The 17,216-nt window shown below is 44.2% G+C and carries 11 protein-coding genes; 10 read left to right on the forward strand and 1 reads right to left on the reverse strand.

Going from position 1 to position 17,216, the window contains the following annotated elements; all coding sequences use genetic code 11:
• Positions 1-78 precede the first annotated feature (78 nt).
• Positions 79-1,629, reverse strand: a complete 1,551-nt coding sequence (gene pruA / locus HRU80_12560) for an L-glutamate gamma-semialdehyde dehydrogenase (protein QOJ29661.1) — start codon at positions 1,627-1,629, stop codon at positions 79-81.
• Between the two features lie 224 nt (positions 1,630-1,853).
• Here pruA and HRU80_12565 point away from each other — a divergent pair, with 224 nt between their 5' ends.
• The 10 genes from HRU80_12565 to HRU80_12610 all read left to right on the forward strand — a co-directional run bounded on the left by HRU80_12565 (position 1,854) and on the right by HRU80_12610 (position 17,076).
• On the forward strand, positions 1,854-5,192 hold the full coding sequence (locus tag HRU80_12565; GenBank protein ID QOJ29662.1) for a response regulator: 3,339 nt from the start codon (positions 1,854-1,856) through the stop codon (positions 5,190-5,192).
• Positions 5,193-5,527: 335 nt separating this feature from the next.
• Positions 5,528-6,013 carry a hypothetical protein gene (locus HRU80_12570; GenBank protein ID QOJ29663.1) on the forward strand — a complete coding sequence of 162 codons (486 nt, stop codon included), beginning with the start codon at positions 5,528-5,530 and terminating at the stop codon, positions 6,011-6,013.
• A gap of 3 nt (positions 6,014-6,016) precedes the next feature.
• A complete protein-coding gene (locus HRU80_12575; GenBank protein QOJ29664.1) occupies positions 6,017-6,586 on the forward strand; it encodes a hypothetical protein in 570 nt (189 codons plus the stop codon).
• A gap of 51 nt (positions 6,587-6,637) precedes the next feature.
• Positions 6,638-7,732 carry a hypothetical protein gene (locus HRU80_12580; protein QOJ29665.1) on the forward strand — a complete coding sequence of 365 codons (1,095 nt, stop codon included), beginning with the start codon at positions 6,638-6,640 and terminating at the stop codon, positions 7,730-7,732.
• Between the two features lie 209 nt (positions 7,733-7,941).
• Positions 7,942-9,942 (forward strand): T9SS type A sorting domain-containing protein, encoded by a 2,001-nt coding sequence (locus HRU80_12585; protein QOJ29666.1) that lies wholly within the window; start codon positions 7,942-7,944, stop codon positions 9,940-9,942.
• 363 nt (positions 9,943-10,305) lie between these two features.
• Positions 10,306-11,052, forward strand: coding sequence for a sugar nucleotide-binding protein (locus tag HRU80_12590; protein ID QOJ29667.1), 747 nt, complete (start codon positions 10,306-10,308; stop codon positions 11,050-11,052).
• Between the two features lie 58 nt (positions 11,053-11,110).
• A complete protein-coding gene (locus HRU80_12595) occupies positions 11,111-11,710 on the forward strand; it encodes a hypothetical protein (GenBank protein ID QOJ29668.1) in 600 nt (199 codons plus the stop codon).
• Between the two features lie 7 nt (positions 11,711-11,717).
• The gene (locus HRU80_12600) at positions 11,718-12,500 is read left to right on the forward strand and encodes an enoyl-CoA hydratase/isomerase family protein (protein QOJ29669.1); all 783 of its coding nucleotides are present in this window, start codon (positions 11,718-11,720) and stop codon (positions 12,498-12,500) included.
• Positions 12,501-12,611: 111 nt separating this feature from the next.
• On the forward strand, positions 12,612-13,571 hold the full coding sequence (locus HRU80_12605; protein ID QOJ29670.1) for a hypothetical protein: 960 nt from the start codon (positions 12,612-12,614) through the stop codon (positions 13,569-13,571).
• A 202-nt stretch (positions 13,572-13,773) separates the two neighbouring features.
• On the forward strand, positions 13,774-17,076 hold the full coding sequence (locus HRU80_12610; GenBank protein QOJ29671.1) for a TonB-dependent receptor: 3,303 nt from the start codon (positions 13,774-13,776) through the stop codon (positions 17,074-17,076).
• Positions 17,077-17,216 lie beyond the last annotated feature (140 nt).

Genomic DNA, 17,216 nt, shown 5'->3' on the forward strand with positions numbered 1-17,216 from the left:
TCAAAAAAAATTAGACATACTTGATTTAATAATACTCAAAATCTTTCAGCAATTAAACTTGATTTTTTGCGAAAAATTTTAGAGTATCTTTTCAGAAACCGTTTTTGCCTGGAGGAACAGGAGCAGATAATCCCTTCCGCCGGCTTTGGAGTCAGTACCTGACATATTAAATCCTCCGAATGGGTGCACACCAACCATGGCACCAGTGCATTTCCGGTTCAGGTAGAGGTTTCCGACGTGGAACTCTTTCTTTGCACGGTCCAGTTTTTCGCGGTCATTTGTATAAACAGCTCCGGTCAGTCCGTAAATGGTATTATTGGCAATCTTGAGCGAATCATCGAATCCTTTGGATTTGATGATTGCCAGAACCGGTCCGAAAATCTCTTCCTGAGAAATTACTGCCATCGGGTCAATATCATAAAATACGGTTGGTTTAATGTAGAACCCGTTTCCTTCACCAACTTCACCTCCGCAGAGAAGTTTGCCCTCTTTTTTGCCGATCTCAATGTATTTCATGATGCTCTGGCGGGCAGACTCACTTATCACCGGACCCTGATAGAAATTGTCTTCAGCCTTACCCTGTTTCAGGTTATCCACCAGATTCTTTACCTTTGCGACAAACTCCTTATACACTGCTTTGTCAACAATTACGCGTGAACAGGCGGAGCATTTCTGCCCCTGGAAGCCGAATGCTGAAATAACGGTACCATACGCTGCAGCATCGAGATCAGTATCCTTATCGACTATGATACTGTCTTTTCCTCCCATTTCAGCCACAACACGCTTCAGCCAGATCTGGCCCGGCTGAACCTTGGCAGCCAGTTCATTGATATGGCAGCCGACACCTACTGAGCCGGTGAATGAAACAAAACGGGTCAGAGGATGGGCAACCAGCGTATCACCGACTTCACCGCCCGAACCGGGGAGGAAATTCAGCACACCCTTGGGGAGCCCTGCTTCCTGCATGATTTCATTAAAAATCTGTCCCATCATCGGAGTTTCGCTTGATGGTTTTAGCACAACCGTATTGCCGGTAACTATTGCCGCAGTTGACATTCCGACCAGGATTGCAAATGGGAAATTCCATGGAGGTATGATTGCACCCACTCCGAGAGGAATATAATTCAGCTCGTTCTTTTCTCCTTTAATCGGAGTTATGGGCTGTTTTCCGCCGTAACGAAGCATCTCACGGGCATAAAAATCCATAAAATCAATTGCCTCAGCGGTATCAAGGTCAGCTTCAGCAAAGTTTTTGCCTGCTTCAAGTATCATCCAGGCATTAATTTCAAGTTTTCTTCTTCTGGCAATATCCGCGGCTTTGAATACGATTGCGGCTCTTTCTTCCGGAGTGGTTTTGCTCCACTTCTGAAAGGTCTGATGAGCGCCTTCAACTGCCTGTTGAACCAGTTCTTTGGTTCCTTTGTGAAAGTGGCCGATTACTTCATCTTTATCCGAAGGATTGTACGAGGTAAGCAGATTGCCGGTTTGTACTTTTTTACCTCCTATGACAAGATCATAGGTCTTTCCGAATTTTTTTCTGACTGCTGCAATAGCATCTTTTTGGGCCTGGAAATTATGTGTTTTAGTGAAATCAGTTGCGGGTTCATTTTTAAAGGGCTTGAGGGACATGTTTTCTCCGGAATTATAAAATCATAATATCAAAATTAACTCTTTCGGGGGTCAATTACAATTAAAGGCGGCAATCATGTTTTACGTAAACTTTATATATTGTTTTCTGATTTTTAGCTTTCTGCCCAGTGAAATTTAAAGAAGACGCCCTGCGTTTGCAGGGAGAAATACATAATCTAAGACAGCTCCTTATGGAGGGAGATTCTGCCACCTTCCGGCAGGATATGCTCAACCATTTGGAGAGCATGACCATGCTGCTTGCCTCCCTCTCAGAGGAAAATGATAATCTGAGAGTGCTGGTTACCACTTCCCATGATGTTATTTTCCGGCTTTCACCAACCGGAAAACTCACTTATGCTTCCCCTTCCGTAACAATGCTCCTGGGGTACAGTAATGAAGAGGTTCTCGGGAAGTCATTTATAGATTTTGTCATGGAAAGTGACCGGAGGAGAGCACTGGTTGCGGTCTCCAGATTCTTTAAAGATAAATCCATTTCCAACTTTATTACTCACCTTCTCAGAAAAGACAACTCTTCCGTACCCGTCGAAATCAACGGTCTTATGCTTCAGGAGGGGGAAAAGTACGTCGGGCAGGGTACAATCCGCGATATAAGTGAGAGAATAAGGGCTGAACACGAAATCAGCAAGGTTGAATACACCTTCCGTGAGGTATGGGAAAGCTCAAACGATGGTATGCGTCTGACTGATGAAAACGGAGTCGTTATCATGTGCAACGGAGCATACGCGGAAATGATGCACTCGGCGGCATCCGAAATTGAAGGAAAACTCTTTACCAGAGTTTACGCTGAGGAAATCCGCCAACGGGTTCTGGAGAGCTATCTGGATAATTTCAGTAAAAAAACTCTCCGGCCTAAGTTTGAGACGGCGATGACTATCTGGGACGGTACCATAAAGCATCTTGAAATTTCAGCCTCTTTCATTGGTTCTGAATCTGCCAGCAGAACCCTTATCCTTTCGGTCTTCAGGGATATTACCCAGAGAAAGAAGCAGGAAGAACTGCTTAAAAGAAGGGACTCTCTGCTCGAAGGGGTAGCGTCAGCAACTGCAGTTCTGCTTTCTGAAAGAAATATTGAGATCGCTCTTTCGGCGGCGCTGGAAATTCTCGGAAATTCTGCCCAGGCGGACCGAGTCTATCTTTTCAGAAATTTTACCGATAACTCAGGTGATTTGCGGGCAGAAGAAATTTTTGAATGGACTGCCGCCAATATCCCCTCCCAGCTTGCTTCTCTCCGGAATTATGGTATAAGTTATACTCATTTTGAACCGCTTGGGCTGCTTGATGCATTGCTGAAAAATGAAATTGTGCATCACAATGTGAATGAGCTTCCAACTGAAAAAGCTCACCTCTTTCTTGACAGTTCCATACAATCCGTTCTGCTAGCACCGGTATATATCGGCAGCACACTCTGGGGCTTTCTGGGCTTTGACACCTGTTTCAGCCCGAGAAGATGGGATGATGCTGACTATTCGGTAATCAGGACCGTTGCCAACTCCATCGGCGCTGTTTTTCAGAGGAAGGAATTTAATGATGAACTTCAGGATAAAAACCGTGAACTTGATAAAGCTTTAGAACAGGCAAACCAGGCAGCACGCGCGAAGAGTGAGTTCCTTGCCATGATGAGTCATGAAATTCGGACTCCCATGAATGGCGTTATCGGCATGACAGGCCTGCTGCTGGATTCAAATATGACCCGTGAACAGCGTGATTATGTTGATACCATCCGGCTGAGCGGTGAACAGCTGCTGGTGATCATTAATGACATTCTTGATTACTCCAAGATTGAATCAGACCGGCTGGAAATCGAAAAAATTCCTTTTGATCTGAGAGACTGTATTGAAGAAACCCTTGATTTGATGGCCGCAAAAGCAGGTGAAAAAGGCATTGATCTGCTTTACCTGATGGAAGATGCTGTCCCCCACACGGTTATTACTGATGTCACCCGCCTCAGGCAGATTTTAACCAATCTGATTGGCAATGCTCTTAAGTTCACTGAGAAGGGTGAAGTGCTGATAAAGGTTTCCAGGAATTCCGTTAACCACAATCTGAATGAACTCCTTTTTATTGTTCAGGACAGCGGCATTGGCATTCCGCAAGATAAGATGGATAAACTTTTTAAACCGTTCAGCCAGGTTGATTCATCCACTACTCGTATATATGGCGGTACGGGACTCGGGCTGGTAATAAGCAAAAAACTTATAGAAATCCTGGGCGGCAAAATCTGGGTGGAAAGTGAAGAAAATAAAGGCACCACGTTTTATTTTACTCTGCCGGCCGAGTCTGCAGCCTCCAAACCCAAAATATTTTCACACGGCATTCTGCCTGCCATCGAAGGGAAACGGGTTCTGATAGTTGATGACAATCTGACGAACAGAAAAATCCTTCGCATCCAGACAACCCGTTGGGGTATGAAAACCGAGGAAGCGGAATCAACAGATAAAGCGCTCGAAATTATACGCTCCGGAAAGAAATTTGACCTTGGTATATTTGATTATCAAATGCCGGCAACCGATGGGATTGGACTTACCGAAAAGATCCGGGAGTTTCATAACGGCCGCTTTCCGGTTATCATCCTTACTTCAATCGGCAGAAGAGAACCTTCGGATATTCTGAACCGGCTCCATATAACCAGGTTCTTAAACAAACCGATTAAACAGTCGCAGCTTTACGAAAGCATTCTGCACTCGCTGACCGGAAGCATAATTCCGCCCGAGAAGAAGCAGCGGGGCAGCATTCTTGACAGAGAAATGGCTGACAAATACCCTCTGCGTATTTTGCTTGCTGAGGACAATCTGGTGAATCAGAAAGTTGCAATAAAGATTTTTGAAAAACTTGGCTATAGGGTTGAAATCGCGTCAAACGGTCTTGAGGTTCTCTCTGCCCTGCAGATGACCGATTATGATATTATCTTTATGGATGTGCACATGCCTGAGTTAGATGGTCTTGAGGCAACACGGGCCATTAGAAGCAACGGTACTGCAGCTCATCAGCCGGTCATTATAGCAATGACAGCTAACGCAATGCAGGGAGATCGTGAAATCTGTCTTGCAGCAGGAATGGATGATTACGTAAGCAAACCGGTACGTATAGATGAACTTCAGATACTCATCATGAGATGGAGTGAGCAGATTCAGAAGCATCCGCAGCCAGCAAAAGAGACTGAGCCCCAGCCGGTGCAGAGGGAACCAGTGGTAAATGAGTTTGAAATGCCCGTGCTTCAGGATATTGAATCAGAAGAAGATCAGGCATTCGTTTCCGAACTGCTTGAAGTTTACCTGAATGAAACCCCCCGCATGCTTGCCAATCTGAGGGTGTCTTTCAGCAATGAAGATTTTAAGGCAATTGCCTTTTACTGTCATAAACTCAGAGGCAGCAGCGCAAGTCTCGGAATTGCAAAAATTGCGGCAATCAGTGAAGAGATTGAGATATCGGCCAAGAAAAGAGACCTGATCTCAGTGAAAACAGAGCTAAGCATCCTGGAGAAAACATTCCTTTCTGCCCAGACTGATCTGCTTAACATCAAAGCCCGGCTGGACAACCGCTAAAGCACCTCAAAAAACACCGGGTGACTCCTTCCGCATTGTGATGCCGGAGGGCAAAAACTACATTTTCTTACAAAGTGTATCATATTGAGATTTACTTTTATTATGTATTATTTCTGTACACATTCACATTCTCAGAATGCTTTTTTTACCCCAATAACCCAATTTTTTTCTGGCCTGGTATTTGTTGGGTCATAGGCAGAGAGAAACTTTCATTTTGCAGGTTTTGTTATATTAAATGTTAATTATTCATTCATTTTACTGCATTTTTAAGAGTTTTTCACTTTAACAGGCGTCCGGCAGAGCCGGGCAGATTTTGATAATTTTTACCGGATTTCATGGGTTACACACAACTGATTCTGTTATTAGGTTCGCTGGTTCTTTTAGGATTGCTCGGACTGACGCAGACAAATTCTCTGACCAGAAACACAGAGAATAATATGTATAATCAGGCGCTTTTCACCGGCACCGGCATTGCCCAGTCTTTGCTGGAGCAGGTACTCAGCCGTGATTTTGACGAGGTTACCATAACCCGGATGCTCACCCTTCCGGACTCCCTTACCGCACCCGGATCACTCGGCAAAGAAAGCGGTGAGACGCTTGTTACCCAGTTTGATGATGTGGATGACTATCACAATTATACAAGAACTGAGAGTCTGGACGTATTCGGCAATTTCAACATGAAGGTTTCAGTCCATTATATTGTCTCCATGAATCCGGAGCAAAAAAGCGCCAGCAGAACGTTCATGAAGAGAATTAATGTAAGTCTTTATAACCAGTATATAGGCGATACGGTAACAGTCAACGGAATAAAGGCGTATTAAGATATGGATCAGTTAATTACCCTGCTCGGAACATATTTCATCGGAGGATATATTACTCTTTCGATCCTGGTAATGAATTATACCATGAGCACACGGATATCTGAATTAGTTATTGATAAATACAGCCAGGAAAGCGCGATTACCACCGCCCAGATTCTTGAGTCTGATCTTTATAAGGCTGGATACCGTTCGGCAGGCAATTCTATTCTGCTTGCGGACTCTTCACAACTCAGGTACATTTCAGATATTGACAATAACGGTACAACTGATACTGTTTATTATTACCGCGGAACCGTAAATGATATGAGTTCAACAAAAAATCCGGCTGATTTCCGGATTCTGCGCAGAATTAATTCTACAACACCATTAACCATCGGATTTGCAACACGTTTTGTTTTCTCTTATCAGGCAGAGAACACATCAAATATTAATTTAAATACGCTTAACAGTCAGGCAAACAGGAACACGATTCGTTTTATAACAGTCTATGTACGGACCGAATCACCGGACTCAGTTAATTTCGGATACTCCCCCGTTGAGTGGAGAAAACAAATCCGTCCAAAGAATTTATAAGAGAGATAGTTTATGGGTTATTCAACAATTATTTACATAACCGGTTCAATAATGCTGTTTGGCATTATGTCCCTGAACATTAATTCCGTTATTGGCGATCAGCTTACTCAGTCCGTAAGCTACTATGAAGATGTTCAGGTAAGAAATATGTGTAACTCGGTCACGGAAATGCTCGCCTCTTCCATTTCCTCCAACACCGGATACCGGGCAAAAACCTATTCAAAACTATCCATATTCGATGGTTCTGTGTATTACAGGGTTGTGGATACCGTGATTGCCGCCGACTCTCTGGTTAAAATTGAAGTTATTGGTTATTTTGGCGAGACACCAAGAGTTACTACTGCATATTTTTCCGTGCAGCCCGGTGAGGTTGATCTTCCTGATTTTATGAAAAGCGCTGCAACTTCAAGCGGAAAACTCTCACTCTCAGGAAATTCAAAAATAATTGATGCCGGAGACCCGACGCTCAATACTGATATTTATGTCAAGGATGTTGAATTATCCAATAACTCAGTAATTGAGGGATTCGTGAATTATTCCTCTTCCTTTACCGGAAAGACAAGTTCGGTAAAACCTAATTCGAATCCTTCCGGATTGCCGACAACAAATAAAATCAGTGATATACCTGATGTTCCGGATTTCAAGGCGGAAGATTTTAAATCAAAAGCCACGGTCAAGTATGCTTCAAATCTTACGATTAAAAATAGTTCGATTGCTCTCGGTACAAAAAGCAAGCCGGTTATCGTCTATGTAGAGGGTAATCTTTATATACAGGCAAACGCCAAAATTAACGGCTATGGTGTTTTTATTGTTAAAGGCAATGTTGAGATGAGCGGAAACGCAACGTTCGGATCTAATGACCCGGATAAAAGCAGTATCGGTTTTTATGCGGAGGGCAATATCAGCACAAGCGGAAATGCCACCTACTATGGACAGATGTTCGCGAAAGGGAATATGGAAATGAGCGGTAATTCAAGTATCATAGGAAATGTTGCTGCCAGAGGGAATATTAATATGTCAGGAAATAATCAAATTTCATACAGACGTGCGGCAACAAGCCTTACAGAAGAAATCTGGGATGCTTCAAGCGGAGGAGGAGGCGGAGCCGCATCACAGCGTGCAGCACAACGACTCTATTACGAATAAGAATCATTGATCAAAAAAGCCGTCCCTTTCCGGACGGCTTTTTTCATTTTAAAGGCGGTAATACCGTTTTTAATTATTTGGTATATTTGATGAGATAATCCGGATAAATAATGAAATCTGTTTTTATACTACTTTTGCTGCATTCGGTCCTCATGGCGCAGTCATTACCTCTCCCCCCGAGGCCTGCTAACGCCCCAACCGGTAGCCAGATGGTCACAATACTTACTCCTCTGACTTTGGAATTGCGCGAAAACGAAATCTACAACCAGATACTCAGCGGTAATGTGCCGGATTTTATGAGAAATCTTGTGCCGGTAATTACCACAGTCAGCGGTAATTCCGTTACCTATTTTGTGATTCCTGAATATCTTGCTCTGGGCTCCAATGATGATTATTTTCTGATTCCGATGACTCCCCTGCTGGCACAGAAAATAGCAAACGCGATAAACTGCGTTCTGCCAACCAAACGGATGGTTGACCAGATATATACATCATCTGCTTGCAAACTCCGGCCTCAACCGATTCCCCCCAGCGGACAAATGACCACCGTACCCGTTTTCAGCCAGCATAATGATTCGGTTAAATCACTGCGTCTCCCCCTGCTCGGGCAGTACCCGCTCGGCACTCTTGTAGGCGGTACCAAAAAAGACGTAATCATTTCCAACAGGATATATACCAACCTGAATCCGAATACCCCGAAGCCGGTTGTAATTTATGGATGGCATCAGTTAAACGGAAGCCCGATCCAGCCGGTATATAACGGCCACGGTGAAACCTATGCTGACTACAGTCACGGAATACGGCTGGTGCTCGACTCTTTTGTGGTTAACAGCAGTTACAAAAAATATGCTGCTCTGCTCGCAGATCCTGTGTTGTCAGTTGTTATCAGTGATGAAGGCGTTATCAGCAAACCGTATTATACCCTCTCCGGATCAACCACTCCGCAGCCGCAGATATTTGCCGTCAGGGCTTCCTCAGCATCACAGATAACAGTAAAAGCACAGTTTACCCCTGCTTCCATTTATAAGGCCTTCTACGGCACCTCACCCGCAGCTTTTAACGACTCAACAGACACTTTCACTGATTCGATAATGATCACCGGACTCACTGAAGGTCTGATATATTATGTCCGAATCCGTGCAATGGGGCAGGCGGGTTATTCTCCTTTTAGTGAGGTGCTTGCTGCAGTTCCTTCTGCCGAACCTAATCAGATGATTATAGTCAATGGTTTTGACAGAGCGGTAACCGGTAATACCAACGATTTTGTAAAAAGACACGGTCCCGCTTTTCTTCAGGCAGGACTCCGCTTTGATGCCTGCACCAACGAAGCGGTAATAACAGGCCTTCTCTCACTCAAATCATACAAGATAGCTGATTACATCCTCGGCACGGAGAGCACGGCAAATGAAACTTTCAGCAGTGATGAACAATCGAAGGTTATTGAGTTTCTTAAAGGAGGAGGATATCTTTTTGCATCCGGTTCGGAAATTGCCTGGGATCTTGACAACCGGGGCAGCGCATCAGATAAGGATTTCATCCGCCTCTATCTCAAAACACAGTATATAAACGATGCTCCCGGCGGACTCGCTAATACCTATTATACCGCATCGGGTTTCCCGGGTGAAGTATTCAGCGGTGTTAATTCCATCACGTTTGATAACGGAAATTTCGGGACATATAATGTCGGCTATCCCGATGTTATTCAGGCAATTAACGGCAGCACCAATGTCATGCAGTATAGCACCGTCGGAGGGATTGCGGCAATTGCCTATGCAGGGCTTTTTCCGGCAGGGACGGCTCAGGGGAGACTGATTGTCATGGGATTCCCTTTTGAGACGATTTATCCTGAAGCCAAACGGAATGAAGTCGCTCAGAAAATAGCTGCATTTTTTGGAAGTTCGACAGATATTTTCTCCGATGAATCATCAGACCCACCCTCCGGATATGCAATCAGTTCTTATCCGAATCCGTTTAATCCAATAGTTACCATAAATGTAAAAGTTGATGAGGGAGGATATTACGCAGTTACGATATATACCATGCTCGGAGAGGTGGCTGTCCTGCTCTATGATGGATTTCTGCTGGCAGGTAATTATTCCTTTCAATGGACTCCATATAACGGCACAACCAGATCACCTTCAGGAGTTTACATAGCCACATTGAGCGGAAATGGTATACTGAAAACAAAAAAAATGGCTTTAATAAAGTAAATTATCCCTTTCTGAAAAATCTGACCGGACCATTTTCATCCAGCCAGCGAATCCTCAGGATTCAAATTTAATTTTTTTTGCACATTCGATCTCTGACAACCTGTGATTCCTCCGGATTCATATTCATTTTTTGCACATTCGTATACTTCCAACCTGTAAATCCTCCTGTATTAAATTCATTTTCACTATCGTTTCTGCGTTTTTAGCCCGCATTCACCGATTTTAAGGATTCAGTCAGATTTTGGCAAAAGCTAAAAAGCAGGACTTACGTTCATCTTCGGAAATTCATACTTCATACTTCATAATTCATAATTCTTTTCGCTATTTTTGGGTTGTGTCCTTTTCAATTAAAGGAGGTGCCCTGTGAAAGCTGTTATTACCGGTATGAGCGGGACTGTAGCCCCGGCTCTTTCGAATTATCTTGTTTCAAAGAATGCAGTTGTGGTCCGCTGGGATCGTAATATCATTCCGCCGGAAAATCAGAAGGCCTGTTTTGATTTCCTTGCCGGTGTTCAGCCCGATTATCTATTTCATTGCGCAACCGGATCTCCTGCCTGGGCAGAACTCATTTCGCGCCTGTGCCACCGCCTTGGCATTAAAGTTATATATACAAGCTCCGTCTCCATTTATTCCGGTTCGCAGCGGGGCCCGTTTACCATTCATGACCGCCCCAGCCCTGATGATAATTACGGAGTTTATAAATTAGAATGTGAACAAAGGATGCTCTCCTTTAATCCTGATGCAGTAGTAGCACGGCTTGGATGGCAGATAGGTACCGAACCCGGTAAAAACCATATGGTAAGCCATCTTGATTCGGTCTTTGGGAATGAAGGAAAGATTACAGCAAGCACCAGGTGGATGCAGGCATGCTCATTCCTAGAGGATACCGCATCCTGCCTTGCGGATACCCTCACTTCCAAACCCGGCGGTATTTATCACGTTGATTCAAACGACGGTCTTAATTTCTTTCAGATTGTCACAGGGCTAAGAACAATACTTGGCAGAGACTGGGTGATTGAGGAGGGAGATTTTCCCGATTTGAATAATCTTATGCCTGATGAAAGGATTGCCATAAAAAAGCTTTCTGCCCGGTTGGGAATAAAGCTCTGATTTACGAAAAATTGATCCTCACCGGCAAAACGGTGACTGAATTTTCGTAAATTTGGGTATGAAAAGAACTTTTTCACTTCTCTTTCTTTTCGTTTTTATTCTGCTTAGTATTCCGGTTACGGGGCAGAAACAACCGCCGTCTGATAAGGCACGGGGCATTTTTTTCGCTATCGGGCTGGGTCCGAGGCTTCCGGTCGGGGATTTTGGAAAGGTCTCCTTCCTCGGGTACGGATACAATATGGAGCTTTCCTATACTGATAATGAATATCTCCCCCTTTTTCTTTTCGGCAAAATCGGGTTTGAGCAATACTCTGCTTCCCAGGATTATTATCAGGCATCTGAATATTCACATTTTTCAACAAATATGCTTCCCCTCACAATAGGAGTGCGCCACTTTTTCTCCCCATTTATGGAGCGGGTTGTTATTTTTATGCCGGTTCTTGAAGTTTCTTCTACCCTGCTGATTTATCAGAATTACCACCGCTTCAGGACGAACCGCCCTGGATATATAGAGGAAGGAACAAAACTGGGGTTCTCAGCAGGTCTGGGAGCATCCATGTTTTTGCTGGACATCATGACCAACTATCACTACTTCCCCAATAATCAGTTTATTTCATTCGATCTTAAAATCCGAATTCCTTTAGTCGCAACCATCTGAGTTAACCATGAAATTTGAAACCATTCTTTTTACTTCCGAAAACCACATCGCAAAAATCACCATTAACCGGCCCGATAAGCTGAATGCGCTGAATGCCACGGTTATGAAAGAACTCTCAGAAGTTTTTGATTTCCTCTCGAAAGATGACAACAGCCGGGTGGTGATTATAACCGGTGCAGGACCAAAGGCATTTGTTGCCGGTGCGGATATTTCTGAAATCAACAAACTTGACACCATTACGGGAAAGTCATTCGCGGAGCTTGGGCAGGAGGTTTTTAATAAAATTGAGAAGCTCTCTAAACCCGTGATTGCCATGGTTAACGGCTTTGCTCTTGGCGGCGGATCTGAACTTGCCTGGTCATGCCATATGCGTTTTGCATCAGCGAACGCTAAATTTGGCCAGCCGGAAATTAACCTCGGCATTATTCCCGGATATGGCGGCACACAGCGGCTTCCCCGGCTGCTTAATCAGGGATTCGGCTATTACTATATTCTGACCGGGGACAATATAGATGCTGAAACAGCTCTTAAACTCGGGCTGGTGCAGGGAGTTTTCAGCTCTGAAGAGCTTGAAGCCTCCGTAATGAAGATTGCTGCAGCAATTGCTTCAAAACCGGCTGACATTGTTTCCTTTGCAATGAAAGCGGTTCATGCGAGCGGTGATTTCGGCCTGAAGGAAGGGCTTGCCTATGAAGCATCGCTTTTTGGGCTTTGCTGCGGAACTGATAACTTTAAGGAAGGAACCAGCGCATTTCTCGAAAAAAGAAAAGCAGAGTTTAATAAAAAATAGTCCTTCAGAAAATTTGAAAGCTCAGGTTCATTTAATTCTCCCGGAAGGCGTCCTCTGGCATTAAAAAAAGTTCTCGTATTTGTTTTACTGCTTAATCTTGCGCTTTTTCTGGTGCTTGTCTTCTCCGGAGGTGAATCATCATCCATCCGGAATGATTCCTCATCCCGTAGCCATGCCAGTGCCGACTCCCTGTTCAAGTTTCATCTTTCTTTTTACAATATCCCCGATTCGCTGATCTCAAAATCTCAAAAGCGGACTTCCAGGAATGACACCACTGCAACGCTGCTTCATCTGACTCTGCCCGGAGATGTAATATATCCCGAATTTGTGAAGCGGTTAAACGGTCTGCTTGCCGGGGCAGGTATGATTTCTGAATCGCAGCTGACCGGAGAATATTCCTATGAACTGGGAATTTACCGCGTCAGAGATAAGGTGCTTTCCGTAAAAATCACCAGAATGCCGCAAATTCAGAGGAGAGAAGGAAGTCTGGCGGTTTTTATACTTATCCGTGATTCTGACAATTTTAACCTCACTGAACTTGATCATCTCCCGACCGGTTTCTATCCGCTGGTTTATGCTGAAAAAATAAATCCCGCTAAGCTCAGAACTATAACTCTGGGGAACAACAACTATGGAATACTGCTGGACGGGGGTATAAAAGAAGTGGATTTTAAACTGGATTTTTCTTTCTCTGAATCCCGGATAAACGGAGCTTTGAATAATATTTTCTCCTATTTTACGGGGGTAAATCTTCTGCTGCTTTCACACAAGGCGAATTTCTATCTCCCATCTTCTATCGGGAGAATCGTAAAAAAATCAGCAGAAAAAGGGATACCCGTCATAGGAACAGGTCTGGTGGTGGATTTAAGAGACACTGATTCCAGAACATCCCTGACCGAGATCAGGTTATTCGTTTCGCGCCTGCGCTCAGAGGAAGCAGGATTTATCCTGCTCGATGCTCAGGCATATCTCGAGATAAAAAAAGAACTTTTCACCCTGAAAGAACAGGGTATTACAATGCTGGGTATGCCAGAAATTGTAAAAAAAGCCGGTCTGGGCACTGCACGCTAAAACCGGACCAAAATTAATAATTTGATAACAGAGTCCTTATCCCCTCGTAAAGGGATAATTAGTTAATTACCGGACTGAAATAAAATTCTTCAGCCATCGGCAAGGGTGCTGTATGGCCGGATAAACAAGGTTTTTTTTGCCGTGCAGGCGGCGGAAAATAGTTCCCGAAAAACTAACTACTAAACAACTTGGAGTCGTCGTTATGAAAAAACTTCTACAAACAGCCCTCTGTTTGTTTTTGCTGTTAAGCATAGCTCCGCTTTCCCTTATCAATGCACAGGTAATTACCACCGCAAGTATCAGCGGTGTGATTACTGATGATAAAGGCGAAGCGCTGCCGGCAGCAAACGTCATTGCCGTTCACGTTCCTTCAGGTACCCAGTACGGTATCTCAAGCAGAGCTGACGGTAAATACAACATCCCCGGTATGCGTGTCGGCGGACCTTACAAAATCACTTTCTCATTCGTGGGATTTGTCTCCCAGACGATTGAGAATATTTATCTCGAGCTGGGGCAGAACCTTGCTGTAAACGTAAAACTGTCCACACAGGCAGTTCAGCTTGGCGATATCGCAGTGTATGGTGAAAAAGATGCTATCATCCGCGGAGACCGCACCGGTACCGAAACCTCTATTAAAAGAGAAGGTATCGAGAGCATCCCGACCATCAGCAGAAGACTGGAAGATATAACCAAACTGACCCCGCAGTCTGGCAGAAACTCTTCTTTTGGCGGTGTTGATAACCGTCTTAATAATATCACCATTGACGGTTCATATTTCAACAACTCATTTGGTCTGGCAGGACTTCCCGGTGACAGAACCGGTGTTGCTCCTATTTCACTGGATGCTATCGAGCAGATTCAGGTTAACGTATCACCATTTGACGTTCGTCAGGGTAACTTTGTAGGAGCAGGAATCAACTCTATTACCCGCAGCGGTACAAACGAATTCTCAGGTTCTGTATATTATCAGTTCCGTAATAACGACTTCGTTGGCAGCAAAGCAGGTGATGCAGAATTCCAGTCAGGCACATTTGATTTCAATCAGATTGGCGTACGCCTTGGCGGTCCGATTATCCAGAATAAACTCTTCTTCTTCGCAAACTTTGAATCTGATAACCTCATTCAGCCTGGTACCACCTATCTTGCTAATGACGGTACTCAGGCAGTAGCAGGCCAGGTGACCAGAGTTCGCAAAACAGCACTCGACTCACTGAGCAATTTCCTGAAGAGCAATTTCGGATACGAAACAGGACCATATCAGGGTTACGATCACGAAACACCATCAACCAGGTTCCTCGTGAAATTCGACTACAACCTTGATAACTCAAACAAACTCAGCTTACGTTATACCCACCTTGATTCTTTCACTGATGTTCTCCTTTCAAACTCAAGTTCACTCGGTTTTGGTACCAGAAGATCAAACCTTAACGGTCTGAACTTCCAGAACTCAAACTACAAGATTCTTGAAAACATCAGATCAGTCATCGGTGAGTGGAACGCAATCTTCTCAAACAATCTGACCAACAACTTCATCGTTGGTTATACCTTTAACGATGAAAGCCGCGAGTCCCGCGGAACTTTCTTCCCGATGGTTGACATTCTTGAAGGCGGTTCAGTATATACCACTTTCGGTTATGAACCCTTCACTCCGAACAATGAACTGCGCTACAACAGCTTCCAGATTCAGAACAACCTGAGCTGGTACCTTGATGATCACAGCCTTACCTTCGGTGTAAGCTTAGAGCGTTATGAATCAGAGAACGTTTTCTTCCCTGGTTCACAGAGTGCGTATGTATATAACTCACTTAATGATTTTTATACCGACGCAAACGCTTATCTCGCCAACCCTACCAGAGACTCCACCACCATCAGCCTGAGAAGATTCCAGGTTCGCTGGTCTAACATCCCTGGTCAGGAAAAACCGATCCAGCCTCTTGAAGTATGGTACTCCAGCTTATATGCACAGGATCAGTGGAAAGTCAACAATAACCTGAACGTTATTGCAGGTATCAGATTTGACCTTCCTATGTTTGAAGAAACCGGATACAAAAATCCTCAGATGGATACCCTGTTCTTCAAGGATGAGACCGGAGCAACCAAACAGTATAAGACTGAGAAACTCCCTGATGCAAATATCCTTTTCTCACCCAGAGTTGGCGTGAACTGGGATGTATTTGGTGATAAAATGACACAGGTACGCGGCGGAACAGGTATCTTTACCGGTAAACCGGCTTATGTGTGGATTTCAAATCAGATAGGCAATAACGGTATGCTCACTGGTTTTGCCCGTCTTGATAATACGAACAAACGTCCGTTTGATCCGAATCCAAACAGATATAAACCAACCAGCGTATCCGGAGCTCCTGCTTCAGCTTACGAACTTGCTTTAACCGATCCTGACTTCAAATTCCCGCAGATGTGGAGAACCAATGTGGGTGTTGATCAGGTACTTCCATACGGATTCATCGGTACAGCAGAATTCCTCTATAGCCAGGATGTGAATGGTGTTTATTACATCAACGCAAACCTGAAAGATCCGAATACTGCATTTGTTGGTCCTGATAACCGTCCGCGCTGGACAACAGGCAACAAGATCAATGCTAACATTGATAATGCAATTGTTCTTAAGAACCAGGATCAGGGATATTACTATAATATCTCAGCAGCTCTTGAAAAACCATTTGCTGACAACTGGTATCTGAAAGCCGGTTACAACTATGGCGTAGCAAAAAATACCGTTGACGCAGGTTCAATTGCATTCGGTTCATGGAACGGAAACCAGCATTCAGGCAACCCGAATAATCCTGGTGCATCATTCTCAGCAAACAATCCGGGCCACCGCCTGTTTGTTGCTGCTTCCTATTCTCTTGATTACTTCAATTTCGGTAAGACAACCTTCTCATTGTTCCTTGACGGATACAATCAGGCAGTTGTTAACGGATTTGTTCAGGGTGTTGCAAGCTATACCTTCTCCGGCGACCTCAATGGTGACGGCGGTACAGCTAACGACCTGATATATATTCCAAAAGATCAGAGCGAAATGAACTTTGTTGATATTACCTCAACCAGCGGAGGCGTTACTACCACGCTCTTCACCGCTGCTCAGCAGGCAGACGCTTTCGAAAAGTTCATTCAGCAGGATGATTACCTGAGCGAAAACAGAGGAAAGTATGCTGAAAGAAACGGTGTGAGAATGCCGATGATGTTCAGAACTGACCTCAGCATTGTTCAGGAATTCTATACCAATTTCATGAATAAGAAGAACACCCTCCAGGTTCGTCTGGATATTCTCAACTTCCTGAATCTTATTAATGAGAGCTGGGGAGTAGGCGATCAGATGGTTACCACCACCCCGCTTATTTCTCAGGGTGCTGATGCTGCTGGTAAAGCACGTTATCAGCTTCAGAGAGTTGGCGGTGCGCTTATTGATAAATCATTTATCAAATCAGCTACCGTTAACGATGTTTACAGAATTCAGTTAGGTGTACGTTACATCTTCAACTAATCTGAAAACAGATTAAAACAAAAAAGCCGCCGGAGGATATAATCTCCGGCGGCTTTTTTATTATATAACTTTATTTTTTTTGCGGGCAGTTTTTGCAGCTACTGGTAAAAGGACATTAACGACTTAAAGGACATAAACGA

The sequence above is a fragment of the Ignavibacteriales bacterium genome (assembly GCA_015709675.1).
Classification (GTDB): domain Bacteria; phylum Bacteroidota; class Ignavibacteria; order Ignavibacteriales; family Ignavibacteriaceae; genus H2-BAC3.